We start from the raw sequence: 26,152 nt of genomic DNA, 5'->3' as shown, positions 1-26,152 counted from the left end.
ATGCCGAGAGCACACCACCGGAGGAGGAATCATGGCCGGCAATACCCGGATCCCGAAGGCCGAGCTGACCGGCGCCTACGGCGCGATCGTCAAGCGGATGTCCCGCAAGATGCTCGGCGACGTGGCCGAGCCCGTCGAGGTCGCGTGGCACAACCGAAAGGTGCTGAACTTCAGCTTCAGCGTCGGCCGCCGGGCTCAGAAGTGGGATCAGTGTGACCAGAACCTGAAGTCGTTCGCGCACATGGCGGTCGCGAGCCTGGTCGGCTGTAGTTTCTGCCTGGACTTCGGCTATTTCCAGGCCCACAACGAGGGACTCGATCTGACCAAGGCACGCGAGGTACCCCGCTGGCGCCAGTCGGACGTGTTCACACCGTTGGAGCGGGACGTGCTCGAGTACGCCGAAGCGATGACCCAGACCCCGCCGACGGTCACCGACGAACTGTCGGCCCGGCTGCTCGAGCCGCTCGGCCCGGCCGCGCTGGTGGAACTGACCGCGTTCATCGCGCTGGCAAATCTCGTGACCCGCACCAACACCGCGTTCGGCATCGAATCACAGGGCTTCGCGACGGCGTGTGGCCTGAAGCCGCTCGCCGCACCCTCGACGACATGAGCGACGTGGAACTGTCAGCCGACGTCGTACGACAGGACGAATTCGTAACCGCTGTCGCCGGGTCCCGCGATGGACAGGTCCGCGCCGCCACGTAGGTCGATCAAACCGCCGGTGCCCATACCCGGTACCACCTCGATCCGGGCTGACACCGAACCCTGGTCCTGGCTGCCGATGTGCTGGAATACGCACGTCCCGTCGTGCCCGCCGATCGAGCCCTCGAAACGCTCGAAACCGAGCACCGGCGCGGCATCGGCCTTGTATGCGATCAGGTAGACCACGGTGCTCGTTCCCTCGATGTCCCCGGAGTACGAGTACGCGACGGTCGCTCGGTTGGCACCGCGAGTGGGGTAGTAGGCGTCGCCGGCGGTCGTACCCTCGCCGTCGATGTCGACGATCACCGATTCCGACCACGAGGCGATGGAGAACTTGCCTCGTGCAATGTGTGAGTAGCTCATGACACGTCACTCTAGGTACGAGGCAGCGTGGCGTTCTTGAACATTCGCGACACTAGGATGAGCGAATGTCGACTGTGCCAGGACATCCCGAGGCGATCGTCCGCCCGACGGCCGCCGCACCGGGGTTCGAGGTCGAACGGGTCGCTCCCCGAGAGGCTTTGGCCGAATTCGTCGATTACCACTGGCTGGTGAGGTGGTCGGTGCCGAAGCCCCATCGACAGCAGGTGGTGCCCCAGCCCCGCGTTCATGTCGCTGCCGAGGACGGACAGTTGCTGGTGCACGGGATCTCCCGGTCGCCGTTCTACCGAACGCTGACCGGGAACGGCCACGTGCTGGGGGCCGCCTTCCACGCCGGAGGGTTCCGGCCTCTGCTGAAGGGCAGCGTCGGCGCGATCTCGGGAACCATCCAGCCCGGACGGCACCTGCTCGCCGGTGACGATCGCCCGGTCGCGGAGCGGATCCTCGCAGGCACGGACAGCGCGGAAATGATCGACGCCTTCGAGCGATACCTTCTCCGCACCGATCCCGTTCCGGATCCCACGGGACGGGAGATCACAGACCTGGTGGGCGACGCCCAGAGCAACCGCGACATCGTCCGGGCAGACCAGCTCGCCGCACATGCCGGCTGCAGTCTGCGCACCCTGCAACGGCTGTTCACCGAGTACGTCGGTATCGGCCCGAAGTGGGTGATCCAGCGATTTCGTATCCTCGACGCCGCCGGCGCCGCGCACTCGGGCGAGAGGATCGACTGGTCGGCGCTCGCCTACGAACTGGGGTTCAGCGACCAGGCGCACCTGACCCGTGTCTTCACTCACGTGGTCGGGACACCACCGGCCACCTATCAGCGCACGCACGGCCTGTTGTAGCGCGGCCGGGTTCGGTTCACTTGGCGAAACCGAGCCCCCGCTCCGCGAGTTCCTCTTCGAGGATTCGGATCGCCTTCGGTCCGACGCCGTGGATCTTCAACAGTTCCTTGGCGGTGACCGTCGTCAGTTGATCGAAGCGCGTATAGCCGTGGGATGCGAGCTCACGCCGGGAGACCTTCCCCATGCTCGCCGGAAACTCCGTCGGGTCTGCGGTGTCGGAAGAGGACATGTCCGCCCTTTCTACTCGTTGTGGTCGGCGTGCAGGTGGGCACGCTCCCCGTCGTGGTCGAAGATCGTGAGGATCTCGACGGGACCGTCGTGGGCGCCGATGGAGTGCGGGACCATGGTCGAGAATTCCGCTGCGGCACCGGCTTCGACAAGGATGGTTCGCTCACCGAGCTGCAGGCGGGCCGTCCCCGAGAGCACCGTGAACCACTCGTGGCCGGGGTGCACACTCACGTGCTCCGGGCCCGCGGGCCGATCGGGGGTGATGCGCATCTTCGCCACGGTCGCGCCGTGGAGTGCGCGTTCGCGAGACAGGAGCCAGATCGTCAGGCCTCGCGTGTGCTCGGGCTGCGGCCGGATCACCACATCCTCGTCCTCGACGGACTCGACGAGTTGATCGAGCGTGGTGCCGAGGGCGCGTGCAATCGGGACCAGTTGGTCGAGGGCAATCCGGCGGTGACCCGTTTCGATGCGGCTCAGGGTGGACGGACTGAGGAAGCAGCGCGCAGCGAGCACGTCCAGGGACCAGCCGCGGGCCAGCCGAAGGCCGCGGATCCGTTGACGGATCACACTGTCCAACCCGACTTCTTGCTTCATACGCAAGAGTGTATGCGCATAACGCAGGAGGTGGCTAGCCTGGAGCCATGACACAGCATTCCCATCACCACGCCCATCACCACGGCGGACACACCGGGGACCAGGAGGCAGCGCTGGCGGATCTACTGGACCTGGACGCAGAGGTCTTCGGCGCCTACCTGGACCCGGTGGCCGAGTGGGCCGGGCAGCGGACCCGCACGACCCCGCGCCGGGTCGTCGACGTCGGCGCGGGCACGGGAGTCGGAAGCCTGACCCTGACTCGACAGTTTCCCTCGGCCGAGGTGATCGCGATCGACAGGTCGGAAATGATGCTCGAACGCATCCGCACGGCCGCACACGGGCAAGGCGTCGCCGACCGGTTGAGCGTCCTGCACGCCGATCTGGATGCCGGCTGGCCCGCAGTCGAGGCGGCGGACGTCGTGTGGGCAGCCTCCTCGTTGCACGAGGTCGCCGACCCGGACCGAGTACTCCGCGACATGTACGGCGCGCTGAACACCGACGGCGTGCTGGTGGTCGTCGAAATGGACGCGCTGCCGCGCCTCCTGCCGGACGACCTCGGCCTGGGCCGCCCGGGCCTGGAGTCGCGCTGCCACGAGGCCTTGGCGCGGTTGGACTGGAACTCCCACCCGAACTGGCGGGCGCACGTGGAACGGGCCGGTTTCGTGGACGTCGAGGAGCGCAGTGTCTCCAGCGAGGCAACCCCGGCCCCGCCGAGCACCGGACGCTACGCACAGACTTTCCTGCGCCGCATTCGCTCCGCGCTCGACGGGCAACTGGCCACCGACGACCGCGGCACGCTCGATCGCCTTCTGGCGGTGGACAACCCCGACAGCGTCCTGCACCGCGGGGACCTGACGGTGCGGGGCAGCCGGACCGTCTGGACGGCCCGGCGTCCCTGAACCTGCCGTGACGGAGTGGAACTTCCCCACGCCGTCACGGCGTTCGGGGACCGGTTCACGTGGCGGTGGTGAGTGGCGATGGGATCGGGCTACTCGATGGCGCTGGGAGCCGACCACGATTATTCGGTCTATTTTACGGTTCCGTCTCGGACCGACTGAGTAGACTGGCGACGTGCCGAATCAGGAGAACGCCGAATTCGCAGGTAGCGAGCCGAAGGTGCCGTTTCCCAAGCCGGAACGCGACATCGATCTCTACCGCCGGGCGATCGCCACCCTCCAGGCCGCACTCCCCCACGGCTGGACCTTGACGTCCGGAAAGTCCCGCTCCCTCGCCGACGCGCCGGAACGACTACTGGTCGGCGCACCCAACGGCGAGGTGGCGTCCTTCTCCGTCATCCCCGCCCGAGGGGTTCTCGCCGGCGACGCCGCCCGCTTCGCCGACGGACTGTCCGGGTCCGATCGAGGATTCGTCTGCGCCCGTTACCTTTCCGAACCCGTTCGCCGTCAACTCGACGCCAGGGGTCTTTCCTACGCCGACGCGACCGGCAACACCTCACTTGCCGCGGACCGGCCCGCGATCTGGGTGCGCGACCGCGGCGCGGACGCCGACCCGTGGCGTGGCCCCGGTCGTCCGGCCGCCCAACTGACCGGCGATCCGGCCGCCCGGGTCGTGCGTGCCCTCGTCGATCACTCGGGTCAGCTGACGGTCCCCGAACTCGTCCGGCTGTCCGGAGCGTCCACCGGCGCGACCTATCGGGTGGTCGAAACCCTGGAGGAACGCGATCTGCTCGAGCGACTCCCCCGCGGGCCCATCACCAGCGTCCGGTGGCAGCAGATGCTGCGCGCCTGGAGCAGCGACTCCAGTTTCAAGGACTGCCCCACCGTCGGCTACTTCGCACCCGAGGGAGTGCAGTCGTTCGTCGCGAAACTCGCGAAGGTCTCCGGCCACCTCTATGCGGTGACCGGGTCACTCGCAGCAGCGGCGTTCGTCGAATACGCGCCGGCGCATCAGGTCCAGATCTACGCCGACCACGGCGAGGCGCTGGCAGGCGCACTCGAGCTACGCCCCGTCGATCAGGGCGCCAACGTCCTCGTCGCCACTCCCCGATCGGCTGCGGTCTTCGAGCGCACCCTCTTCCGCGACAACGTCCGCCTGGTCGCCCCCGCGCAAGCCTTCGCGGATCTACTCGCCGGCACCGGTCGTCATCCACAGGAGGCGGAGCACCTCCTCGACTGGATGACCGAGAACGCGCCCGAGTGGAGAACAGCCCTCGGCGCACCGACGGTTACCTGACGATCACTCGCCGGGGGCGAAAATGCCCGAGTGTGCGCAATACGACCACGCCACGCCGCGCGTGATGGCGCGCACAAGCGCGCTCGGGTAGCAGGATGTACATCTTGTGGCCTCACCGAGTGAGTCGGAACGGGCCTGACGGAAGTCGCAATCCGTTCGCAAAACGAATAGGGGTACGTGCATGTCCATGGGAGTCGGGCTCAGGATCGGCAGTGTCGTGTCCACGGCGGTGGTGGCGTCGAACGATCCAGGATCCCCGGATCCGGTCGTCATCGTCCGGGACACCGTCCTGCACATGTGCCCGGACGGCACCGCAATTCTCGGCGGATCGGCGCCGCACACGATCGGCGACACTCACACCGTGTCGGGGTTCCTTCCCCGCGTCGGCGACCCGGCCGGTGTCGCGGTAGGCGACGGATCCCGGTATCGCGCCGAGGACCTGGTCGCGGGCGCGATGCGGTGCCTGCTCCGGGAGTGCGAACCTCTCCCCGACCACGGCGGCCGGACGGGCGGCGCCCCCGACATCATGGCCACCTACCCCACCCGCTGGGACTCGGCCGCCGTCGCGGCGCTGCGCGACGCCCTGGACTACGCCGACATGTCCTACCTGTCCCTCGTCTCGGACGCCGAAGCCGCCGCGGCCTGGTTCGAATCCGAGATCGCGGAGCGTCCCGGGCAGCTGGTCGGCATCTATCACGTCGACGACACCGGCGCGACCGTCGCGCTGATCCGCTCGGGCGTCGAGGCAGGCAAGGCGTTCCGCTTCTCCTCGGGGGGTTCCCCCACGGCCCAGATCGCCACCGCGCTCGGTGCATTCGGCTGGCTCCCCGGCAACCTCGATGCCGTGGTCGTGACGGGCGACGGCCTGATCGCGAGGGACTCCGCGGCCATTCACGGGTTCGCTACCACGGTCGGTGAGAAGTTCGGTGTGCGGTGTGTCGTCGGCCCGGGCCCCGAGCAGACCGCAGCGCTCGGTGCCGCCATCCGCGCCGCCGGGTTCAACCCCACCACGCACAGGGTCACCCCGATCGGCCTGCCGCCGTCGTACGACGTCACCGAGGTGATCGATGCCGTCGTCGGCGAGCCGGTGCCCTCGACCTCCACGGCCGCGAGCCGGCTGGCGACGCGCACGCACAACCCCGCGTCGGCCGCGGCGGTGGGCGCGTCCCCCGCTCGCGTGTCGGGCGGAACGGCGGTCGCGACACCGCCGGAACCTCGCGCAGTCGCGCAGTCCGGGGACGAATCCACCGCCGACTCGACGTCCCGGGCGTCCTGGCTCGTCGCCGCAGCGGTCGGGCTGGCTCTCGTGCTGGTGGCGATCGTCTTCGTGCTGTTCATCCTCTGAATGCCCGCCTCCCTTCATCGGTGCGACGGTGTGGGGAAGGGGCGAATGGTGACGATGGAACCCCGGCGCCGCTGGGTGGTTCGAACCGAGCCAGCCCCGTAAATTCGGTTAATTAACGCATTCCGTCATGGTCCGATTCAGATATCGGCGTTGATGACGCAGGTCGGCACGGCGTTCGCTCGACGGCTACGCGACCGCATAACCTGTCACGGTGAGTGAATCAGGCAGCGATCCAGGTCGGTCCCCCTCGGGGCTGCGTGCAGCGCGCCCGGCGGTTCCGCCCCCACTCCGGGACGACCGGTTGAAACTGTTCGCGTTCACCACTGCCGAGAAGCGCGCGGAGTACCTGTGGGTGCTGCGGGCCTTCGACCACGCCCGCGCCAACTACGTCGTCCTGCTCCACGCCGGCGACGTCGCCCGCATTCTGAACGGCCTCGCCGGCGACGATCCGGCCGGACAACTCGGCGCCGGAGACGTCACTTCCCTGCTCGAGCAACTCCACGTCTGGGAGGTGCTCGAACGCAGCTACGACGGAACACGCGCCGCGACGCTGGCCGAATACCGGAACCGGCACTTCGTCTATCAGTTCAGTCAGGCCGGCTACCAGGTGTTCCGAGCCGTCGAGGACGCACTGGCGGCCCGGCTCGACGACGCGTCGCTGTCCCGGCTGGCGCTGCCCGACCTCCTCGCCGACATGAACGACCTGGCCGCCGCCAACCGCGCGGCCGACAACGACCTCGTGTACCGGAAACTCAACCGTCTCGATGCGACGCTGTCGGACATGGCCGGACGCGCCGCCCAGTTCTACCTGACCCTGGGCGATCTCGTCCGCACCACGGAGATCACCCCCGAGACGTTCATGTCCCACAAGGACGCTCTCCTCACACACATGCGCGAATTCAGCTCCGACCTCTCGCGCTATGCACCGAAACTCGCGGCGGCGATCGCGCTCGTGGAAGACACCGGCGTCGAGACGATGGTGACGCGGGCCGCCGCCAGCGACGAGCGAGTGTTCCTCGGCATCGACGAGCGCGAAGCCGATTGGCGCGCGCGGTGGGCGGGGCTGACGCATTGGTTCGTCGGGAGCGAGGCGGGTCTCAGCGAGTCGGAGCGCCTGCGCGAGGGCACGATGAGTGCCATCGCCGCCGTTCTGTCGCTGCTGCGCCGCGTCACCGAGACCCGCAAGGGTGGTGTCAGCAGAGAGAGCCAATTGCGCCACCTCGCAGGCTGGTTCGCCGCAACTCCGACCGAGGACGCCGCGCATGCGCTGTTCCAGGCCGTGTTCGATCTCGGCCGTCCGCGCCACCTCTCGATGGTGCATCCGGACGCCGACATCATTCCCGACACACGGTCGTGGTGGGAGGCCCAGCCCGTGGAGATCTCCCGCACGCTGGCCGAGACCGGACGTCCCCCGTCGCCCGGCCTGCCCGCGCGGGTACAGCGCAACGAGGGCAGCGTGCGCCGCCTGCGAGAGGAACAGCTGACCGCACAACGACTTCGCGCCGCCGCCGCCCAGTCGCTGGCCCTAGGCGGGGTCTACGAGCGGGAGCTCGACGAGGCCGAAACCGACGTGCTGCTGAGTCTGCTCAACGCCGCGCTGACGGCGCGGGTTCCGGTCAGCGGCCGCGTGAACAGCAGCACAGGATCGGAGAACGGCGTGAAGCTCACCCTCAGCCCACACAGCGAATCGACGGTGGTGCGCACCGCCCGCGGACGTCTGCACCTCGACGGACTGCAGGTGAGCGTTCGGTGAAGGCACGGGAGATCTCGCCGCTCGCCCTCGATTCGTATCAGCGCGCCGCCCGCGTCATTCTGTCGAATCACCTGGTGACACAGACCTATCCGGATCGCATCGCACTCCCCCTGCTCCGCCGGTGGGCCACCGAACTACGCGACGATCTGATGACGCTCTTCGGGTACCGACTCGAAGTCACCGAGACGACCGCCCGGCTGTTCACGGTGAGCGACCGGCTCGACGCCGGGACGCCCGCCAAGACGGCCACCGACCGCACGTTCGACCGGTACCGCTACGCCTATCTCGCGTTGGCGCTGGCCGCACTCGGCCGCGCCGGAAACCAGATCACCCTGTCCGAACTCGCCGATCACGTGGCCGCCGACGCCGCACAGGTCGACGGTGTGGATCTGTCCACGGAACGCGCGTCCGACCGGGACGCGTTCGTCGACGCCGTCGGCTGGCTCGCCGCCCGCGGCGCGATCGCCCTCGCCGACGGTGACGCGGGCGGCTGGGCCGCCAATCCCGATGCGGGAGAAGCGCTGTACGACATCGACAGGTCCGTCGTCATCGCCCTGTTCCGGCCGCCGCGCGCACTGCAGCACCTCCGGTCCATCCGCGGACTGCTCGCCGGCGCGGACGCGGTGACCGAGGACGACACCTCGGATTTCGGGACAACCCGGCCGGTCGACGTGAAGGAGACCGCGCGGCGGGTCCGGCGTGCTCTCGTCGAACGGCCAGTGGTCTACGCCGCCGACCTGGACGATCACGAGCTGGTCCAACTCGCGCTCCCCCGCACCGCGGCCGACGTCGAGTTGCTCACCGGACTGGTCGCGGAGCGGCGTGAAGAGGGTGTCGCGATGATCGACTCCTCCGGACGTCTGTCCGACGTCCGGTTCCCCGGGACGGGAACGGTCGCGCAGGTCGCGCTCCTGCTCGCCGGAGAGATCGCCGATCGCGTACTGGACCCGGACGCCCCGGAGACGGCCCGGATGCCGCTGCCGCAGGGCCGGATCGACGACCTGATCGAACAGGTCGACAGCGCCATTCCGCAGTCCGGGATCTTCGACAGCCTCGCCGGCAACGACGGGTTCGAACCCGCAGACCCCGCCCCCGCGGACCGGCTGTTCCCCCTCGTCGAGGACGAGTGGATCACCGGCACCGTCCGGACACTGACCGAACGGTTCGGGCGCACATTCGCCGCCGGGTGGCAGGCGGACCCGGACGGTCTGGGACGGGCGGCGCTGGCGCTGCTCGAGCGGCTACGCCTCACCGCGGCCGTGCCGGGTGGTGTGCTCGCACTCCCGGCACTCGCCCGCTACCGGGGTGTGGTGGTCACGATCCGCGACCGCACACCCGAGATCGACCTGTTCCAGAGCTCAGCGAACGACAGCGAGGAAGTCACAGCATGACGAGTGCGCGTTTCCGGCCCACCCGCGCCGGAATCATCAACCTCTGGGACTACCGCGATCAGGAGTTCTCCTTCGCCGACGGTCGCCTCGTTCTCCGCGGTCCCAACGGCTCCGGCAAGACGAAGGCCCTCGAAGTGCTGTTCCCGTTCGTCTTCGACGGCCGGATCGAACCCCGGCGGCTCAATCCGTTCGCCGGCGAGGAACGCACCATGAAATCGAACCTCCTGTACCGCGGGCAGGAGAGCGCGTACTCGTACGTCTGGATGGAGTTCTGCCGCGGCGCGAAGGACGACCCCGAGGCCGTCACCGTGGGCATCGGCATGCGCGCCACCCGCACCAACGACAAGGTCACACGCTGGTACTTCGTCGCCGACGGTCGCGTCGGCGTCGACTTCTCCCTGCTCGGCACCGACGACCGTCCGCTCACGAAGAAGCAACTGGGCGAGCAGATCGGCACCGACTCCATCACCGACCGGCCGCTCGACTACCGCACCGCCATCGACGCCCGAATGTTCGGGCTCGGCGTCCAGCGGTACGACCAGCTGATCAACCTCATCCTCACACTCCGGCGGCCCCAGCTCGCGAAGAACCTCGACCCCAAGGGACTGTCGCAGGCACTCACCGACGGTCTCCGACCACTCGACGAGCAACTGGTCCTCGAGGCCGCCCGCTCGTTCAGCGACATGGAGGAGGTCGGCCGGGCGCTCGAGGGGCTGGCCGCGGCGGACCAGGCGGCGCAAAGCTTCGTCGGCGTGTACGCGAAATACCTTCGCCAGCAGGCGCGTACGGACGTCGACCACCTCGCGACCCGTCTCGAGGCCGTGCGGTCCGGCATCGCCGCCCTCCACAGGGCGGCCGCCGACCGGGCCCGCAGCCAGGAGAGCCGGGCGGCCGCCGAGGACCGCTTCACCGCCGCCGAACGCGCACTCGACCAGGCCAATGCAACCCTCGACGCACTGAAGCGGTCGACGGCCTACGAGGGACGGACGCAGCTCGACGACCTCGCGCAGGCCGTCTCGACGCTCGAGAAATCGACCGAACTGCAGGCCGAGAAGGCACGCAAGGCCAAGGCGACCCTCGAACAGCGAGCCGAGGAGCACGACAAGGCCGGCGACGCCGTCGCCCGCACCGTCGAGGCGCTCACCCACGCCGAAGACGAACTTCACCTCGCCGCCGAGGACGCGGGAATCACCTGGACCGCACTGCCCGAGAATGCGCGGACCGACCAACTGACCGCGGCGCTGCGCGGGCACACCGAGGAACGCGACGGCGACATCCGCGCGGTCCGGGCAGCGCTCGCCACCGTCGAGAGGGCGGCCACCGAACGGACCAGAGCCGACGAGGCGGCACGCCGCGGCAAGGAGCAGCTCGACACCGCGACGGTGGCCGTTCTCGAAGCCGAGACCGCGGTCGAATCGGCCCGCAGCCGCTGCGCCACCGAACTCCGATCCTGGTGGACGGAACAGTCGTCCCTCTACGCCGAGATCGAGGCGCCCGCTTCACTGTTCGAGGCCCTGGACGCCGCCCTCGCCCGGATCGGCGACGACGACGCCGCGACCCTGACGGAGACGCTGACCGAACAGACCACGGACGCCGTCGACGCGCTCCGGCTGCGCCGGCAGCAGTACGACCGCGACGCCACCTCCGCCGAGGAGGCGATCGCCGAACACGAATCGGCACGCGCCGCCATCGAATCCGAGCACGACGACGCCCCACCACTCTTGGCCGCCCGGCATGACGCCCGCTCCCGGCTGACCGGTGCGCCGCTGTGGCGGCTGGTCCGATTCGCCGACAGTGTCGACGCCGCCGCGGCGGCGGGAATCGAGGCCGCACTGCAGGCGGCGAACCTCCTCGACGGCTGGGTGACCGTCGACGACGCGCTCCCCGACGTCGAATCCGAACAATTCCTCGTGGCCCTTCCGGCCGAGGATCGGCCCGGCGGCACGACCCTCGCGGACGTTCTCGAGGTCGAGCAGGACACGGGTGTTCCCGACAATCGCGTACGCGGGATCCTCGAATCCATCGCCCTCGAATCCCTCGACCTGTCCGAAGGACCGGTGGGTGTCGCCGAAGACGGCGCGTACCGGCAGGGAATCCAGCGGGGACGCCACACGAAATCGGACGCCGAGTACATCGGGACCACGGCACGGGCCCGCAGGCGCGCTGCCCGTATCGCCGAACTCGACAGCACCCTCGAGGAAACCCGGGCTACGCTCGACGAAGCCCGGGCGTCCGCGGATGCGGCGGCGTCGCTGCTGTCGCGGACCACCGCGGCGGCGCAGGCCCTGCCCCGCACCGGAACGATCCTCACGGCGCTGAAGAAGGTCACCGAATCCGCAGGCGCACTCCGCAGCCGCTCCGACACGGCGACAACGGTCGGTCGCGAACTCGACCAGGCCATCGCAGACCTGTCCGCGAAGGAGAAGCAACTCCGGGCCACTGCGTCCACGCACCGGACTCCCCACGTCGCCCGCGAGATCGACTCGCTCGCCGCGGCCGTCCGGCACTTCGAGAAGCAGGGCGAGATGGTGCAGCGGTGCAGGCGCGAACACGCCAAGGAGGTGGAGCACACCCGCGAGTCCGAGGACCGACTGCACGAGGCGCGCGGCAGCGCGGAGGAGTTCGCGGAAGAAGCTGCCATCGCCGAAGAGGTTCTCGCGCAACAGATCCAACGCCTCGAGACGCTGCGCGACACGCTGGGAGCGGGGGCCGAGCAGTTGGACCGGCAGCTCGAGGAGGCGCACACGCGGATCGAGGCGTGCAAGAAGGAGCAGCGCGACGCCCGCAAGGCGGACAAGGACGCGGGTGAAGCCATCGGCAAAGCCGAGGGTGCGTACAACACGGCCGTCCAGACGCTCCGGCTGGCGCTCACGGAAACACACGCCGACGCCGCCCGCCTCGCGCCGTATGCCCGGCGCGACCTACTCGAACTCCTCGGCGTCGACGGCGGCCACACCTGGCCGGCGAGCTCCGCGGCGTGGATGAGTGCCGAACAGCTGGTGTATCGCATCCAGAACGCCGAAGACGACACCCCGATCCTGCCGCCCGAAGTGGACGCGCTGTTCCGCGCACTGGACGGCGCCACCGAATCGGTGCGGGTCAGCGACTCGGCGCGCAAGTCGACGCGCACCGCGCTCACCGCCGCGCTGCAGGACTTCGACGCACAGTTGGCGGCCGCCGGCCAGGACTACCGGTTGCAGTGGGACGCCCCGGACGGCGTGACCGTGGTGCAGGTGCAGGACGACGAGGGGTACTCGTCGATCGGCGAGTTCGCCGCCCGCATCGCGTCCGCGCGCTCCGATCAGGAATTGCTGCTCACCGAATCCGAGCGTCGCATCCTGGAGGACGCGCTGCTCACGGGTCTCGCACAGCAGATCCACGAACGGACCGTCGACGCCCGCGAACTCATCGCCCGGATGGGCACCGAGATGCGGGAGCGCCGGATGTCGTCCGGCAACACCATCGGCGTCCACTGGGTGCTCGCCGACAACCTCGACGACAGCGCGAAGGCGATCTCCAAACTGCTCGAGCGCGACACCTCGGCGCTGGGGCCGGACGAGCTCGCCACGATGCGCGCCCACTTCGCTCACCAGATCAGGACTGCCCGCGCCGCCCATCCGGAGCGTTCGTACCCGGAGATCCTGGCGTCCGCCCTCGACTACCGGCGGTGGCGGGTGTTCTCGTTCACCCTCATCAGCGGCACCGGCAACGAAGACCGGCTGACCGTCGCCCGGCACAGCGCCCTCTCCGGCGGCGAGCAGTCCGTCTCGCTGCACCTGCCGTTGTTCGCCGCAGCGCACGTCATGCTCGATTCGGCCGACCCCCATGCACCGCGACTGCTGGCGCTGGACGAGGCGTTCGCCGGCGTCGACGACAACGGCCGGGCCGAACTGCTCGGCCTCAGCGTGCAATTCGACCTCGACCTGTTCATGACCGGGTTCGACCTGTGGATCACGTACGGCGGTGTGCCGGGGTGCGCGCACTACGATCTGGCGCACTCGACGGCCGAGCAGAGCGTCAGCGCCACGCTGCTCGTGTGGTCGGATGGCGAACTACTCGCCGAACACGACGGCACCGACCTGGCGCAGGCGCTCGGTTCGCCCCTCCGCAGGCGGGTCCCGACGCCGGCGGAGGGTGCTCTCGAGTTCGCCTGACCCGTGAGTACTTGTTAACCGCGGGCGGTTTGTGCTGTCTACGTAGATGTGAGACACGGGTGTCTACGTAGATGTGAGACAGATTTTAGGCGGGGCGGAGTTTGCCTTGGTAGCGCTTGGTGTGGTCGAGGTGTAGGTGGCCGATCACGTCGCCGTCGGTGGTGTAGGCGGTGACGTGGTCGTCGTCGCGCAGCAGGGTGACGGTCTGTCCGGCCATCTTTCGGCCGACGCTCAGGCGGGCGCGGGAGTCGACGCACACGGTGCCGGTGGAGGAGACGACGAGGGCGTGCACGGTGGCGTCGTGTTGGATCGGAAGGTGCTGTGGCCCACCGTGGATCGCCGCATTCCGCCAGGCCTGCAGCGGTGGCATCTTGACGGCGCTGTGCGGGCGTTCGGTGTTGTAGAACCGCTGGTAGGTCTCGCACAGTTGCTGCAGTTCGGTGGTGGTGGCCGCGGTGGTGGGCCGTGCGGCCAACCATTGCTTGAAGGTGCGGTGGTGGCGTTCGACCTTCCCGCAGGTCTGCGGGTGATACGGGGTGGAGTGGATCAGCCGGGCCCCGGCCTGCTCCACGACCCGGGTGAAGCCGGAGATGCCGCCCTTGGTGCGGCGGGAGGTGAACGCGCTGCCGTTGTCGGCGAGCACCAACGCCGGGATCCCGAAGCCGGTGAACGCGGCGGTGATCGCCGCGATCGCCCCGGCGGCGGTTTCGGCGTCCGCGACCCGGGTGGCGACCAGGGTGCGGGTGCAGTCGTCGAGGACCTCGAAGACGACGACCTTCTCGCCGGTGGCCAACCGGACCTGGGTGGCGTCGATCTGGTAGCAGTCGCGGGGGTTGCGGTAGCAGAACCGGCGGTACGACGATTTCGGGCGTTTCTTCGGTTCCGGGATCACCAGGTCGTAGCGGGAGAGGATCGTGTTGATCGTGGCCCGGGACGGGATGGTCCAGCCCTCGGCGGCCCAGTGGTGTTTGTCGGCGACGGCCTGCAGGTGGTAGGCGATGGTGTCGGCGCCGCGCTCGTGGTGGGGCAGGTTCAGGCGAAGCCGGACGATTTCGATCTCGACCGGTAGTGGGGTGGCGTGTGGGCAGGAGGTGGGCCGGCGGGACCGGGTGGTCCACCGGCCCTCCTCCTCGATCCGTTTCTTGTGTCGGTAGGCGGTGGCGCGGGAGATCCCGTGGTCGGCGCACCAGCGGGCGAAGTTCCCGTCGAACATGTCGGCGCCGGTGGCGTGGGCGAGCACCAGCAGGGCGTGTAGCAGGTCCATGACGGCATCCGTTCCGGTCATGAACCAAGTTCACGACCAGTCAGGTGCCTCACACCTCGTCGACGGCAGCGTGTCTCACATCTGGGTAGACATCATCTGTCTCACATGTCCCCAGACTCAACAAACCGCGGGCGGTTAACAAGTACTCACGGGCGCCGAAGGCGCACACCGAGGAGGGCGTCCACGGCGGCAGCGAATTCGCTCGGCGCGTTCGTGTCCGCGCCACCGTTGTCGAGTGCGCGACGGGCCCAGCCGTCGAGGGCGTCGAGCGCCTTCGGGGTGTCGAGATCGTCCGCGAGATGCTGGCGCAGCCGGGCGATCGTGTCGGTCGCCGACTGCGCGGACTCGAGTGCCGCGGCGTCCTTCCACAGTGTCAGCCGGGTGTGGGCGTCGGCGAGAACCTGCTCGGTCCACGGACGGTCCTGCCGGTAGTGCCCGGACAGCAGTCCGAGGCGGATGGCGGCCGGGTCGACACCCTCGCCGCGCAGCTTCGACACGAACACGAGGTTGCCGCGGCTCTTCGACATCTTCTCGCCGTCGAGACCGATCATGCCGGTGTGCACGTAGTGGCGGGCGAAGCGACGGTCGCCCGTGGCCGACTCGGCGTGCGCCGCGGAGTACTCGTGGTGCGGGAAGATCAGGTCGCTGCCGCCGCCCTGCACGTCGAAACCCGAACCGATGCGGTTGAGGGCGATGGCCGAACACTCGATGTGCCAGCCGGGACGCCCGGGACCGAACGGCGACGGCCAGGACGGCTCCCCCGGGCGGACCGCACGCCACACCAGGGCATCGAGGGGATCCTCCTTGCCGGGGCGGTCGGGGTCGCCGCCGCGTTCGGCGAAGAACTTGTCCATCGTCTCGCGGTCGTAGCCGGACTCGTACCCGAACTGCTCCGTCGCGTTGGCGCGGAAGTACACGTCGGGGAATTCGGGGTCGTCGACGACGTAGGCGGCGCCGGACGCGACGAACTTCTCGACCATCTCGATCACTTCGCCGATCGACTCCACCGCGCCGATGTAGTCGCGCGGGGGCAGCACCCGGAGGGCTTCCATGTCTTCGCGGAACAGCGCCGTCTCGCGCATGCCGAGGACCACCCAGTCCTCCCCGTCGCGGTTGGCGCGCTCGAACAGCGGGTCGTCGACGTCGGTGACGTTCTGGACGTAGTGCACGTCGTGGCCGGCGTCACGCCAGATCCGGTTCACCAAGTCGAACGTCAGATACGTGGCCGCGTGACCGAGGTGGGTGGCGTCGTAGGGGGTGATACCGCACACGTACATCGTGGCCGTGCGCCCGGGAGTGACGGGACGTACCTGCCGGTCAGCGGTGTCGAACAACCGCAGCGGAGGCCCCTGGCCTGGAACGGACGGGACAGCGGTTTCGGACCAAGACTGCATGACAGCGAGCCTAGTGGACCCGCATTTCCGCCTCGGAGGGAGCCGCCGCCCCCAAGGGCGCCGAACGGTTCCGTCAGAACGCGGGCCACGGAATCGGCCGGTGACCGTTCGGCCGGGGCATCACCGGCGCCGCGAGGAGGTCCACGGCACGCTCGTACAGCGCGGCGACCTCGCCGGACGTGATGTGCTCGCCCAGTCGCGCACCGAACTCGCCCTCGAGCGAGGAGATCAGTTCGGCGATGTCGACGACGAGGGCACCCGGCACCTCCGTCCCGGCCCACCCCCACAACACGGTCCGCAGCTTGTTCTCGGTGTGCAGGCAGATGCCGTGGTCGACGCCGTAGACGGAACCGTCGAGACCCTCGAGCGCGTGGCCGCCCTTGCGGTCGGCGTTGTTGATCAGCACGTCGAGGACCGCCATCCGCTGCAGCCGCGGGTCGTCGGCGTGGATGAGCGCGACCGGTTCGCCGTCCATGTCGGTGGCTCGCAGGATTTCGAACCACCCCTCGGGGACGGCGTCGGGAGCGCAGATGTCGACCAGATCGAGACCGCCGGTGTCGTCGGCGTGCCGGTCGGGGGTGTCGACCCACCGCTGCACCATCCCCGGGCCGAACGGGCCGTCCCGCAGGAGAGTGCGGGGAATCACACCCCACCCGAGCTGCTCGGACACGAGATACGACGCGTATTCACGTCCGGCGAGCGTGCCGTCCGGGAAGTCCCACAACGGACGCTCCCCGCGGACCGGCTTGTACACGCAGCGGACGGTGTTCTCACCCTCGACCGCGTCGCACACCAGGGTGGCGTTACTGGCGTGGGTGATCTGGCCGATGAGGGTCAGCTCGCCGGACTCCAGAGGATCGGACTCCTCGGCAGGCAACCGTCAGTCCTCCTCGTCCATCTCCGGGGTGAGGCCGAAGCTCTGGCCGCGGCGGTACCCGTTGGTTCGGATGCAGATGTGCCCCTCCGGGGCCAGTGGCTCACCGCACAGCGGGCACGGCGCGCGCCCGGCGGCGATGACCCGTTCGGACCGCAACGAGAAGTCACGCGCCTGCAACGGGGTGAGGAAGACGCGCACGGCGTCCGGTCCGTCCTCGGAGTCGTCGAGAACGACGGACTCGTCGAACTCCGTCTCGCTGACGGCGAGCAGTTCCACCACGACGGCTCCGGCGTCCGCGTCCCAGCCCAGGCCCATCGTGCCCACCCGGAACTCGGCGTCGATCGGGGTGACGAGGGGGCTCGCGTCGTCGAGTTCGGCCCCCTCCGGCGGAACCTCCGTCCCGAACCGTCGGTGCACTTCCTCGAGGAGGAGCCCCATCCGGTCGGCCAGTACCTGCACCTGCTGTTTCTCCAGCAGGACGCTGATCACTCGCGCCTCGTGTACGGCCTGGAGATAGAACGACCTGTCGCCGGGCTCACCCACCGTCCCGGCAATGAATCGGTCAGGAGTGCGGAATACGTGAATTGCGCGTGACATTGCACCTCCTTCAGCTGGAGCCGGGCCCTACTGCGGCGCTGCCCACTCGTTGTTCCGTCTCGGACTGTTCCTCGCAGCATGTTGCGTTCATTATCCGTCAATCGTCACAGGCGGACCTCCCCGCCGGGCACCGATCCGGATACTTCGGCCCGCGCCCCGTCTCCGGAGACGGGTGGCGTGTTCACTCCGGACAGATCGGCCCCGGTGTCGTTCATCTTCAGCACGTACGGACGGGTGGAGGTGTACCGGACGACGCTGATCGAGGCCGGCTCGGCGACGATCCGCTGGAAACCGTCGAGGTGCGCGCCGAGGGCGTCCGCGAGGACCGACTTGATGACGTCACCGTGCGAGCACGCCACCCACACGACGTCCCGGCCGTGCAGTTCCGCGAGCCGCGCGTCGTGCTCGCGGACCGCGGCGACGGCCCGGGCCTGGACTTGCGCGAGCCCCTCTCCTCCCGGGAACACGGCGGCGGACGCGTGCTGCTGCACGATCTTCCACAGCGGTTCCTCGAGCAGGACCTTCAGCTCGCGACCCGTCCACTCGCCGTAGTCGACCTCGACGAGCCGATGCTCCACCACGGGGGTCAGGCCGCGTGCCCGGGCGAGCGGCTCCACGGTCTGCTCGCACCGCACGAGCGGCGAATGCACGATCTCCTCGATCGCCACGTCCGCGAGCCGGGACACGATGGCCTGCGCCTGCTCGCGGCCGCGGTCGTCGAGTTCGACTCCCGGTGACCGGCCGGCAAGCGTGTGTGCAGTGTTCGAGGTCGACCGCCCGTGGCGCAGCAGCACAACTGTCATTGGCCCAGCCTAGTGTCGTGCACTCTCCAGCCGCCCGATCTCAGGTGGCCGACACGACGCCGGTCGCGAGAAGCGACAGGACGACGACGCCGAGGATGATGCGGTAGCCGACGAACCAGTACATCGAGTGGTCGACGACGAAACGCAGCAGCCACGCGATCGACGCGTAGCCGATGGCGAACGCGATCACGGTCGCGACGAGGAGCTGCGGGCCGCTCGCGTTGAGACCTTCCCCGGCCGGTTCGAACGCGTCCGGCAGGCTGAACAGCCCGGACGCGACGACCGCGGGGATGGCGAGGAGGAAGGAGTAGCGCGCCGCGGCTTCGCGGGTGAGTCCGAGGAAGAGACCGGCGCTGATCGTGCCGCCCGATCGCGAGACGCCCGGGATCAGGGCGAGCGCCTGCGCCGAACCCATGATGATGCCGTCCTTGGCGCGCAGGTCCTCGACGGGACGCACCTTCCGCCCGTAGTACTCGGCCGCCGCGATGACCAACGCGAACACGATCAGCATGGTGGCGATCAGCCACAGGTTGCGGGCACCGGTGCGGATCTGGTCCTTGAACAGGAAGCCGAGCACACCCACCGGGATCGTGCCGATGATCACATACCAGCCCATCCGGTAATCGAGGTCACCGCGATGCTCGGGGTGAAACAGTCCCCGGAACCACGCGGCGATGATTCGTCCGATGTCGCGGGCGAAGTAGATGAGCACGGCGGCTTCGGTGCCGAGCTGGGTGACGGCGGTGAAGGACGCACCGGCGTCGTCACCGAAGAAGATCTCCGACACGATCCGGAGATGGCCGGACGAGGAGATCGGCAGGAACTCGGTCAATCCCTGGACCGCACCGAGGACAATCGCCTGGAGCCAGGACATCGCCTCGCCCATCACTCACCGGTCCCGAGGTCGAATGTGCCGCTCTGACGCCAATTTCCCATGTCGCGTTCGTAATTCACCGGCGCCACGGTACCGGGGAGGGCGACCTCCGGCAGAATCCGGCGTGGCAGGACCCACTGCCACGCAATACCCCACTACTCTGCACCTGTGGTGGCCGGTCCCGGGGGGCACCAGCATCTTCGGGGGCGAAGCCCGGGTTGCAGCTACGGTACGAGACGCAGGCGGTTATGGAACAGAGATCGGTCGGAGCAAGCGGGTTACGAGTGTCACGTCTCGGCCTGGGCACGCTCACCTGGGGTCGGGACACCGACGGCGACGAGGCCGCGGCGCAGATCGCGGCGTTCGTCGATGCGGGCGGAACGCTCGTCGACACCTCGCCCGCGTACGGCGACGGTGTGGCGCAGCGGATCCTGGCGGAACTGCTCGACGACGTGGTGCCGCGAACGGAACTCGTCCTGAGCTCGAGTTCCGGGATCAATCCGTCGGGTCCGTCGCGGATCGACTGCTCGCGACGGGGTCTCGTCGCCCAGCTCGACGCCACCCTGCGCGAGCTCGGCACCGACTACCTGGACATGTGGCAGGTCGCCACCTGGGATCCGTTCACGCCCGTCGACGAGGTCGCCGCCACACTCGATTTCGCGGTGGCGAGCGGCCGGGTCCGGTACGTCGGGGCGCGGGGTTACCTCGGGTGGCAGCTGGCCACCGCGGCGGGCGCGTCCCGGGGCACCACGCTCGTCGCCACCCAGGTGGAGTACTCGCTGCTCGCCCGGGGCGTCGAGGAAGAGCTCGTTCCGGCGGCGGGGCATCACGGCATCGGTGTGTTCGCTGCCGTCCCGCTCGCCCGCGGGGTCCTGACCGGCAAATACCGAAACGGCATTCCCGTCGATTCACGCGGCGCCGACGACGCGCACGCGCAGGACGTCCAGAGTTACCTCACCGACTCCTCCGTCCGGGTGGTCGACGCGGTCGTGACCGCGGCCGACGGGCTCGGCACGTCCCCGCTGGCCGTCGCGCTCGCGTGGGCGCGCGACCGTCCGGGTGTCGCGAGCGCGGTCGTCGGGGCGAGGGACATCGCACAGCTCACCGGTGTGCTCGTCGCCGAGGAACTGGAGTTGCCCGCCGCGATCGCAGCGGCGCTCGACGACGTCAGCGCCTAGCGTGTGCAGGAGCCGGCAGACGTGCACCTGCAGTTCACGTGCAGGGCAGGCTAACCTGGTGCCCACCGGCCGACGCCGTTAGATCTGCAGGAGAGTCCATGACCACGCTGAACGAGGCCGACGCGGCCGATCGCCGAGCCGTCGGCTTCGCCGAGCGCATCAAGACAGGCACGGACGCCGCTCACCGGGAGACCGAGCAGTCCCGCTTCGTCGGGGCCCTCCTCGCCGGTGAACTCACCTCGGACGGCTACGCCGAACTGCTCGCGCAGACGTACCTCGTCTACCGCGAACTCGAGGACGCGGGGCGCACCCACACCGGCAGCCCCGTCGCGTCGCCGTTTCTCCACGACGAACTGCTGCGGGTTCCGTCGCTGGAAGCGGATCTCGAGTTCCTGCGCGGGCCGTCGTGGCGCGAGACGGTGTCCGCGCTGCCCGCCACCACCCGCTACGTGGAGCGGCTCCGCGAGGTGGCGTACGAGTGGCCCGCCGGTTTCGTTGCGCACCACTACATCCGGTACATGGGAGACCTGTCCGGTGGGCAGATCATCCGGCGCATGCTCGAGCGTGCCTACGGATACACCACCGACGGCCTGCAGTTCTACATCTTCGACGAGATCCCGAAACCGAAGGTGTTCAAGGACACCTACCGCGCGAAACTCGACGCCGCGCCCCTGTCTCCGGAGGACCAGCAACGGGTGATCGACGAGGTCAATCTCGCCTACCGTCTCAACGGCGACCTGTTCGCCGCCCTCGAAGCGGACATCGACCGGTACCTCGCACGATGAGATCGGTGTTCCGGACCCGCACGGACAGGTCGCTGTTCGCCGTTCTCGTCCTGCTTCTCGTGTCTGCGGTGGGGGTGTCGGCATGCAGTGCCGGCACCGGTGACAGCACCGGCGGCACCGGCGGTGCGCGCACGGCGGTCCTCGACGATCTGAATCCCGAACCTCTCGCGTCCCCCGCCACACCCGCGCTGCCCGTCACGGTCCGCAGCTTCGACGGGGCGGACGTGACGATCACGGACGCGAGCCGGATCGTGACCGCGGACCGCTACGGAACGCTCACCGAGACGGTCTTCGCGCTCGGACTCGGCGACAACGTGGTCGGGCGGGACATCGCCTCCGAGTTCCCGGCCGCACAGGACGTGCCGGTGGTGACACCGGGCGGGCAGTCCCTCAACGCCGAGGCCATCCTCGACCTGGCGCCGAGGGTGATCCTCACCGACACCAGCATCGGACCGCAGGCCGTGCAGGATCAGCTGCGGGCCGCCGGCATTCCGGTCGTCTTCTTCGATCCGACGCGGACCCTCGAGGGCGTGCCCGATCAGATCACGGCGGTGGCGAATGCGCTCGGCGTGCCCGAGCAGGGCCGCGAACTCGCGGCCCGCACCGAGAGTGAGATCGCGGCCGCCCGGAGCCGCACCCCCCAGGGCGACGATCCCCTGAAGATCGCATTCCTCTATCTGCGGGGCACCGCGATCACCATGATGGGCGGCCCGGGCTCGGGCGCCGACTCGCTGATCGACGCTCTCGGCGCCGTCGACGCCGGCACCGCATCGGGGATCACGCAGCAGTTCGCGCCGATCACCAGCGAGGCCCTGATCGCCGCCGCTCCCGACGTCCTCCTGATGATGACGGGCGGGCTGGAATCGATCGGCGGCATCGAGGGGCTCGAGAAGATCCCCGGGGTGGCGCAGACCCCGGCGGGCCGGAACCAGCGCGTCGTCGACATGCAGGACGGGGTGCTGCTCAGCTTCGGCCCCAACACGGGCCGTGTTCTCGGCGCGTTGGCCGACGCCGTCTACCCGACCGACAATCCATGACCGTCGAAGACCTCCACGCTCCGGGTAAGCCTTCCTCACGCACTCGAACCGGTGCCGTCCTCGGCGGTCTGCTGATCGCCCTTGCCGTCGCCGCCGTCTTCTCGGCCTGCATCGGACAGGTGCCGACCGGCCCCGGAGAGGTTCTCGGCAGCATCCTGCACCGCATCGGACTGGATCTCGGTCCGATGCCCGCGCACCCCAGCGGCGAGGTGACGCTGTGGGAGGTCCGGTTCCCTCGGGTGGTCCTCGCCATCCTGGTCGGGGCGGCGCTCGGATGCGCGGGTGCGCTGCTGCAGGGTGTGTTCGCGAACCCGCTCGCCGAACCCGGTGTCATCGGGGTGTCGGCCGGTGCCGCGGTCGGCGCCAGCGCCGCGATCGTGGTCGGCGGCGCGTTCGCGGCCGGGTGGACGGTGGCCGCGGCCGCATTCGTCGCCGGACTGATCACCACCGTCGCCGTCTACGTCCTCGCCCGGCACGAGGGCCGCACCGAGGTGGTCACCCTCGTCCTCACCGGTGTGGCGGTCAACGCGTTCGCCGGCGGCCTCATCGCCTTCTTCACGTTCGTCGCGTCCCCCGCGGCGCGGGATCAGATCGTCTTCTGGCAACTGGGCAGCCTCAACGGGGCCACCTGGAACGCGGTCGCGGTGGTGGCACCGATGACCGTCGCCGGGATCGCCGCCACGATGATGATTGCCGGGAAACTCGACCTGCTGTCCCTCGGCGAGAGCGCGGCCCGGCACCTCGGCCTCGACGTCGAGCGGCTGCGTCAGATCGCGGTGCTGATCGTCGCCCTGCTCGTCTCGTCCAGCGTGGCGTTCACCGGCATCATCCTCTTCGTCGGACTGGTGGTCCCGCACCTGATGCGCATCGCCGTCGGGCCGGGTCACCGGGCCCTGATCCCGGCGAGCGCGCTGTGCGGCTCGCTCGTGCTGCTCCTCGCCGACCTGGGCGCCCGGTCGCTCGTGGCGAACGCGGACCTCCCGCTCGGCATGCTGACGGCCCTCGTCGGCGGGCCGTTCTTCTTCTGGTTGCTGCGTCGCACCCGGGCCAGTCAGGGTGGGTGGGCATGAGTCCGGCATTCCACCCGCTCCGCACCCGAGTCGGCGAGGCGATCGAGCAGAGCCTGTTCCGGCGGACCGACCCGGTGCCCCCGCCGCGCCCGTCGGGGTCCGTGACGCTGCGGGCGCACGGGATCGCGGTCACCCGGGGTGGCAGGCCCGTGCTCGACGACGTGTCCGTGGACGTGCGGATCGGCGAGGTCCTCGTTCTCGTCGGCCCGAACGGGGCGGGCAAGTCGACGCTCCTCGCGGCGCTGTCGGGCGATCAGGATGTGCACGCGGGCAGCGTGCACCTCGACGACCGGGACCTCGGCGAGTGGACGGCGCTCGAGATGGCCCAGCGCCGGGCGGTCCTCCCCCAGCAGAACACGGTCGGATTCTCGTTCACCGCACGTCAGGTCATCACGATGGGCCGGTCCCCGTGGGCACGCACGCCCCGCTCCGACGACGACGCCGCCGCGATCGCCGAGGCCATGCGCATCTGCGATGTCGTGGCGTTCGCCGACCGGCCGTTCACCGCGTTGTCGGGCGGCGAACGTGCCCGGGTGGCTCTGGCGCGGGTGCTGGCGCAGCGCACCGAGACGATCCTGCTCGACGAACCCACTGCCGCCCTCGACCTCGGGCACCAGGAGACCGTGATGCGTCTCGCCCGCTCCCGCGCGGAGCAGGGAACCGCGGTGGTGGTCGTCCTCCACGACCTCGCGCTCGCCGCCGCGTACGCGGACCGGATCGTGGTCCTCGAGCAGGGCCGCGTCGCCGCCGACGGGCCTCCCGCAGACGTCCTGTCCGAGGACCTGCTGACTCGGGTGTACGGGCACCCCGTCGAGGTCATCGAGCACCCGGTGACCGGCGCGACCCTCGTCCTCCCCCGCCGCGATCGGCGTTAGACCGCCGCGGTCACAGTCCGTCGATGACCGCCCCGAGACGGCTGAGGACCGCCCGCACGGTGATCCCGTCCTCCGGCGGCCCTGCCCCCTGCGAATCGGGGTCGGACACGGCATCTCGCACGACGGCGACGATGCTGCGTTCATCGGTCAGGTCGATCTCCCGGACCGAGCGCCGCGCCGACGCCACGATGTCGTCCGGAGCAGGGACCTCGGTTTCCACGTCGGCGCGGTAGACCTCGACGTGCATGGTGCTCTTGCGCACCCGGAATGCGTAGGAGTTACCTTCTGCGGTCCGGCCGAAGCCGTGTGCGTGCGGTCCGACCGAGATGTCTTCGACGGTGAACGTCGGTGTTTCGGGTGTTTCCACGGTCTTCTCCTCGATGACCTGGGCCGGCGGTCGGAAGACCGCCGGGCGCGGGGTCGATGTTTCTCACGGTATCGCCTCGGCACCCGCTGGGCACCGACCGCATTCGTGGGCGTTTCGCGGATCAGGGATGCTTGTAGGCAGTTGTGCAGGTGTAGGTCGATGAGAGAACCCCGAGGAGCAGCACATGGGTAGACCGGGAGCGCGCGTCGTCGCCTCGTGTATCGGAGTGGCATTTCTACTGGTCACCGGCTGTTCGTCGAACTCCGACGAGGATCAGGCGATCACGATCGCCCCCGCGAGTGCCGCGCAGTCCCCGGCCCAGAACATCACGCCCGCCGGTGTCGTTCACCCTGTCGGCCTGCCGATCGAGTCCACCACATTCGACCCCGAGACCCGCACGACAGTCGTCCTGGGAGGCGGAGGCAACCAGATCCTGCTGTTCCCGGCCGGGGATTTCACGGCGGTTCCGCGGGTGGTTCCGCTGGACGACACCGTCGCCCAGGTCGCCCTCGCCCCCGGCGGTGTGGCGTTACTCGCGATGAACACGCAGGTAGGACGCCTGGACCTGCGCACGGGCGAGGTGACGTTCGTACCGGCCGGCGGTGACGTCCGGTCGGTCGCCCCACTGCCCGACGGGCGGCTGGCGATGGGCCTGGGCAATGGCGAGATTCACATCGTGAACACCGAGACGAACGAGTCACAGGTGATCGGCGGACTCACGTCCGTCGACGGGCTTGCCGTCGTCGGCGACTCGCTCACCGCTCTCGACCGTGGTCAGACGTCCGTGACCGCCATCGACGTCCCCGGTTCCGCGCTCGGTGTCGCGCTGCGCGCCGGTGAAGGCGCCACACAACTCACGACCGACCACTACGGGCGGATCCTCGTCACCGACACCACGGGCGACGAACTGCTCGCCTACACCACCGACACACTGATGCTCCGCCAACGGTTCCCCGCCGGGCTCGCGCCGTACGCCGTCGCCTACGACGACACCGCCGACCGGGCGTGGGTCACGCTGACCGAGACCAACGAAGTGGTCGGATTCGACCTGTCGAGTGGAGTGGGCGTGGAAACGGCACGGTATCCCACCGTCCGGCAGCCGAACTCTGTCACTGTGGATACCGTGAACGGTGACCTCCTGATCGGTTCCGCGACGGGAGACGGCCTGCAGCAGATCCCGACGAGGAGTTCGTAGATGGCATCGCATTCACGTCGACTCCCCTCCGGGTGGGAGATCGAATCCGAGGACTTCGAGTACGTGCCGCTTCGGCTGCCCCCCGACGTCACCCGCATCAGCGCCTCGATGAGGTTGGCCATCCAGGCGGAGTTCGGTGGCTGGGAGCTGTCCCGAGTCCGCCTGTACTCCGACGGAAGCCGCCGTGTGCTGCTCAAACGAAGGAAAACCGCTCACCATGTCCCCGACCCCGCAATCTAGGGAGACC

At 69.2% G+C, this 26,152-nt stretch carries 25 protein-coding genes; 15 read left to right on the top strand and 10 right to left on the bottom strand.

Annotated elements, in window-relative coordinates; all coding sequences use genetic code 11:
* Window positions 1-31: 31 nt before the first annotated feature.
* Window positions 32-610, top strand: a complete 579-nt coding sequence (locus tag WKC72_RS18735) for a carboxymuconolactone decarboxylase family protein (RefSeq protein WP_370183870.1) — start codon at window positions 32-34, stop codon at window positions 608-610.
* 14 nt (window positions 611-624) lie between these two features.
* Here WKC72_RS18735 and WKC72_RS18730 read toward each other — a convergent pair whose 3' ends face one another.
* Window positions 625-1,065, bottom strand: a complete 441-nt coding sequence (locus WKC72_RS18730; RefSeq protein ID WP_112298609.1) for a DUF3224 domain-containing protein — start codon at window positions 1,063-1,065, stop codon at window positions 625-627.
* Window positions 1,066-1,130: 65 nt separating this feature from the next.
* Here WKC72_RS18730 and WKC72_RS18725 point away from each other — a divergent pair, with 65 nt between their 5' ends.
* Window positions 1,131-1,931 (top strand): AraC family transcriptional regulator, encoded by an 801-nt coding sequence (locus WKC72_RS18725; RefSeq protein ID WP_037229474.1) that lies wholly within the window; start codon window positions 1,131-1,133, stop codon window positions 1,929-1,931.
* 16 nt (window positions 1,932-1,947) lie between these two features.
* On the opposite strand, the gene WKC72_RS18720 is transcribed toward WKC72_RS18725, so the two are convergent.
* Both WKC72_RS18720 and WKC72_RS18715 read right to left on the bottom strand, forming a co-directional pair.
* Window positions 1,948-2,160, bottom strand: a complete 213-nt coding sequence (locus tag WKC72_RS18720; protein WP_037229473.1) for a hypothetical protein — start codon at window positions 2,158-2,160, stop codon at window positions 1,948-1,950.
* An 11-nt stretch (window positions 2,161-2,171) separates the two neighbouring features.
* Window positions 2,172-2,753, bottom strand: a complete 582-nt coding sequence (locus WKC72_RS18715; protein WP_370183866.1) for a helix-turn-helix domain-containing protein — start codon at window positions 2,751-2,753, stop codon at window positions 2,172-2,174.
* Window positions 2,754-2,800: 47 nt separating this feature from the next.
* Between WKC72_RS18715 and WKC72_RS18710 the strand changes: the two genes are divergently transcribed.
* The 6 genes from WKC72_RS18710 (at window position 2,801) to WKC72_RS18685 (ending at window position 13,589) form a co-directional block, all read left to right on the top strand.
* On the top strand, window positions 2,801-3,652 hold the full coding sequence (locus WKC72_RS18710) for a trans-aconitate 2-methyltransferase (RefSeq protein WP_370183865.1): 852 nt from the start codon (window positions 2,801-2,803) through the stop codon (window positions 3,650-3,652).
* Between the two features lie 172 nt (window positions 3,653-3,824).
* Window positions 3,825-4,946, top strand: a complete 1,122-nt coding sequence (locus tag WKC72_RS18705; RefSeq protein ID WP_370183863.1) for a helix-turn-helix domain-containing protein — start codon at window positions 3,825-3,827, stop codon at window positions 4,944-4,946.
* 181 nt (window positions 4,947-5,127) lie between these two features.
* Window positions 5,128-6,291, top strand: a complete 1,164-nt coding sequence (locus tag WKC72_RS18700) for a hypothetical protein (RefSeq protein ID WP_370183860.1) — start codon at window positions 5,128-5,130, stop codon at window positions 6,289-6,291.
* 301 nt (window positions 6,292-6,592) lie between these two features.
* Window positions 6,593-8,044 (top strand): TIGR02677 family protein, encoded by a 1,452-nt coding sequence (locus WKC72_RS18695; protein ID WP_370184395.1) that lies wholly within the window; start codon window positions 6,593-6,595, stop codon window positions 8,042-8,044.
* Window positions 8,041-9,435, top strand: a complete 1,395-nt coding sequence (locus WKC72_RS18690) for a TIGR02678 family protein (RefSeq protein ID WP_037229456.1) — start codon at window positions 8,041-8,043, stop codon at window positions 9,433-9,435. Before WKC72_RS18695 ends, WKC72_RS18690 begins: the two co-directional genes overlap by 4 nt.
* Window positions 9,432-13,589, top strand: a complete 4,158-nt coding sequence (locus tag WKC72_RS18685) for a TIGR02680 family protein (RefSeq protein WP_370183858.1) — start codon at window positions 9,432-9,434, stop codon at window positions 13,587-13,589. Before WKC72_RS18690 ends, WKC72_RS18685 begins: the two co-directional genes overlap by 4 nt.
* Window positions 13,590-13,674: 85 nt before the next feature.
* On the opposite strand, the gene WKC72_RS18680 is transcribed toward WKC72_RS18685, so the two are convergent.
* From WKC72_RS18680 to WKC72_RS18655, 6 genes are all read right to left on the bottom strand, one after another.
* On the bottom strand, window positions 13,675-14,874 hold the full coding sequence (locus tag WKC72_RS18680; protein ID WP_370180656.1) for a DDE-type integrase/transposase/recombinase: 1,200 nt from the start codon (window positions 14,872-14,874) through the stop codon (window positions 13,675-13,677).
* Between the two features lie 125 nt (window positions 14,875-14,999).
* A complete protein-coding gene (mshC, locus tag WKC72_RS18675; protein ID WP_037229452.1) occupies window positions 15,000-16,247 on the bottom strand; it encodes a cysteine--1-D-myo-inosityl 2-amino-2-deoxy-alpha-D-glucopyranoside ligase in 1,248 nt (415 codons plus the stop codon).
* A gap of 73 nt (window positions 16,248-16,320) precedes the next feature.
* Window positions 16,321-17,124 carry an SCO1664 family protein gene (locus WKC72_RS18670; RefSeq protein WP_037229449.1) on the bottom strand — a complete coding sequence of 268 codons (804 nt, stop codon included), beginning with the start codon at window positions 17,122-17,124 and terminating at the stop codon, window positions 16,321-16,323.
* Window positions 17,125-17,127: 3 nt separating this feature from the next.
* Window positions 17,128-17,721 (bottom strand): DUF3090 domain-containing protein, encoded by a 594-nt coding sequence (locus WKC72_RS18665; RefSeq protein WP_005243068.1) that lies wholly within the window; start codon window positions 17,719-17,721, stop codon window positions 17,128-17,130.
* A 104-nt stretch (window positions 17,722-17,825) separates the two neighbouring features.
* A complete protein-coding gene (locus WKC72_RS18660) occupies window positions 17,826-18,524 on the bottom strand; it encodes a histidine phosphatase family protein (RefSeq protein WP_011594100.1) in 699 nt (232 codons plus the stop codon).
* Between the two features lie 40 nt (window positions 18,525-18,564).
* On the bottom strand, window positions 18,565-19,410 hold the full coding sequence (locus WKC72_RS18655; RefSeq protein ID WP_037229446.1) for an undecaprenyl-diphosphate phosphatase: 846 nt from the start codon (window positions 19,408-19,410) through the stop codon (window positions 18,565-18,567).
* 236 nt (window positions 19,411-19,646) lie between these two features.
* Between WKC72_RS18655 and WKC72_RS18650 the strand changes: the two genes are divergently transcribed.
* The 5 genes from WKC72_RS18650 to WKC72_RS18630 all read left to right on the top strand — a co-directional run bounded on the left by WKC72_RS18650 (window position 19,647) and on the right by WKC72_RS18630 (window position 24,343).
* Window positions 19,647-20,576, top strand: a complete 930-nt coding sequence (locus WKC72_RS18650; protein WP_037229445.1) for an aldo/keto reductase — start codon at window positions 19,647-19,649, stop codon at window positions 20,574-20,576.
* Between the two features lie 98 nt (window positions 20,577-20,674).
* Window positions 20,675-21,361, top strand: coding sequence for a heme oxygenase (biliverdin-producing) (locus WKC72_RS18645; protein WP_037229444.1), 687 nt, complete (start codon window positions 20,675-20,677; stop codon window positions 21,359-21,361).
* Entirely contained in the window at window positions 21,358-22,398 is a 1,041-nt protein-coding gene (locus WKC72_RS18640) for a hemin ABC transporter substrate-binding protein (RefSeq protein ID WP_370183852.1), read from the top strand. Before WKC72_RS18645 ends, WKC72_RS18640 begins: the two co-directional genes overlap by 4 nt.
* A complete protein-coding gene (locus WKC72_RS18635; RefSeq protein ID WP_037229443.1) occupies window positions 22,395-23,468 on the top strand; it encodes an iron ABC transporter permease in 1,074 nt (357 codons plus the stop codon). The genes WKC72_RS18640 and WKC72_RS18635 overlap by 4 nt, the downstream gene beginning before the upstream one ends.
* Window positions 23,465-24,343: a heme ABC transporter ATP-binding protein gene (locus WKC72_RS18630; protein ID WP_037229712.1), complete on the top strand. Its 879-nt coding sequence runs from the start codon at window positions 23,465-23,467 to the stop codon at window positions 24,341-24,343. Before WKC72_RS18635 ends, WKC72_RS18630 begins: the two co-directional genes overlap by 4 nt.
* A 10-nt stretch (window positions 24,344-24,353) precedes the next feature.
* On the opposite strand, the gene WKC72_RS18625 is transcribed toward WKC72_RS18630, so the two are convergent.
* The gene (locus tag WKC72_RS18625) at window positions 24,354-24,710 is read right to left on the bottom strand and encodes a hypothetical protein (RefSeq protein WP_037229441.1); all 357 of its coding nucleotides are present in this window, start codon (window positions 24,708-24,710) and stop codon (window positions 24,354-24,356) included.
* A 184-nt stretch (window positions 24,711-24,894) separates the two neighbouring features.
* Here WKC72_RS18625 and WKC72_RS18620 point away from each other — a divergent pair, with 184 nt between their 5' ends.
* Window positions 24,895-25,905 (top strand): hypothetical protein, encoded by a 1,011-nt coding sequence (locus WKC72_RS18620; protein WP_037229439.1) that lies wholly within the window; start codon window positions 24,895-24,897, stop codon window positions 25,903-25,905.
* A complete protein-coding gene (locus tag WKC72_RS18615) occupies window positions 25,906-26,145 on the top strand; it encodes a DUF5703 family protein (RefSeq protein ID WP_005243088.1) in 240 nt (79 codons plus the stop codon).
* Window positions 26,146-26,152: the final 7 nt, after the last annotated feature.

Source organism: Rhodococcus wratislaviensis (assembly GCF_041228765.1).
Lineage (GTDB): Bacteria > Actinomycetota > Actinomycetes > Mycobacteriales > Mycobacteriaceae > Rhodococcus_F > Rhodococcus_F wratislaviensis.
Note: the sequence above shows the minus strand (reverse complement) of the source record. Positions and strands in the feature narration are given on the sequence as shown.

Bases quoted from the DNA above. Each gene is read 5' to 3' on its own strand.
- WKC72_RS18655 (WP_037229446.1), bottom strand. From the start codon at position 19,410: ATGGGCGAGGCGATGTCCTGGCTCCAGGCGATTGTCCTCGGTGCGGTC.
- WKC72_RS18635 (WP_037229443.1), top strand. From the start codon at position 22,395: ATGACCGTCGAAGACCTCCACGCTCCGGGTAAGCCTTCCTCACGCACT.
- WKC72_RS18685 (WP_370183858.1), top strand. From the start codon at position 9,432: ATGACGAGTGCGCGTTTCCGGCCCACCCGCGCCGGAATCATCAACCTC.
- WKC72_RS18660 (WP_011594100.1), bottom strand. From the start codon at position 18,524: ATGACAGTTGTGCTGCTGCGCCACGGGCGGTCGACCTCGAACACTGCA.
- WKC72_RS18630 (WP_037229712.1), top strand. From the start codon at position 23,465: ATGAGTCCGGCATTCCACCCGCTCCGCACCCGAGTCGGCGAGGCGATC.
- WKC72_RS18665 (WP_005243068.1), bottom strand. From the start codon at position 17,721: ATGTCACGCGCAATTCACGTATTCCGCACTCCTGACCGATTCATTGCC.
- WKC72_RS18620 (WP_037229439.1), top strand. From the start codon at position 24,895: ATGGGTAGACCGGGAGCGCGCGTCGTCGCCTCGTGTATCGGAGTGGCA.
- WKC72_RS18615 (WP_005243088.1), top strand. From the start codon at position 25,906: ATGGCATCGCATTCACGTCGACTCCCCTCCGGGTGGGAGATCGAATCC.
- WKC72_RS18680 (WP_370180656.1), bottom strand. From the start codon at position 14,874: ATGACCGGAACGGATGCCGTCATGGACCTGCTACACGCCCTGCTGGTG.
- WKC72_RS18715 (WP_370183866.1), bottom strand. From the start codon at position 2,753: ATGAAGCAAGAAGTCGGGTTGGACAGTGTGATCCGTCAACGGATCCGC.
- WKC72_RS18700 (WP_370183860.1), top strand. From the start codon at position 5,128: ATGTCCATGGGAGTCGGGCTCAGGATCGGCAGTGTCGTGTCCACGGCG.
- WKC72_RS18640 (WP_370183852.1), top strand. From the start codon at position 21,358: ATGAGATCGGTGTTCCGGACCCGCACGGACAGGTCGCTGTTCGCCGTT.
- WKC72_RS18645 (WP_037229444.1), top strand. From the start codon at position 20,675: ATGACCACGCTGAACGAGGCCGACGCGGCCGATCGCCGAGCCGTCGGC.
- WKC72_RS18730 (WP_112298609.1), bottom strand. From the start codon at position 1,065: ATGAGCTACTCACACATTGCACGAGGCAAGTTCTCCATCGCCTCGTGG.
- mshC (WP_037229452.1), bottom strand. From the start codon at position 16,247: ATGCAGTCTTGGTCCGAAACCGCTGTCCCGTCCGTTCCAGGCCAGGGG.
- WKC72_RS18735 (WP_370183870.1), top strand. From the start codon at position 32: ATGGCCGGCAATACCCGGATCCCGAAGGCCGAGCTGACCGGCGCCTAC.
- WKC72_RS18710 (WP_370183865.1), top strand. From the start codon at position 2,801: ATGACACAGCATTCCCATCACCACGCCCATCACCACGGCGGACACACC.
- WKC72_RS18720 (WP_037229473.1), bottom strand. From the start codon at position 2,160: ATGTCCTCTTCCGACACCGCAGACCCGACGGAGTTTCCGGCGAGCATG.
- WKC72_RS18650 (WP_037229445.1), top strand. From the start codon at position 19,647: ATGGAACAGAGATCGGTCGGAGCAAGCGGGTTACGAGTGTCACGTCTC.
- WKC72_RS18725 (WP_037229474.1), top strand. From the start codon at position 1,131: ATGTCGACTGTGCCAGGACATCCCGAGGCGATCGTCCGCCCGACGGCC.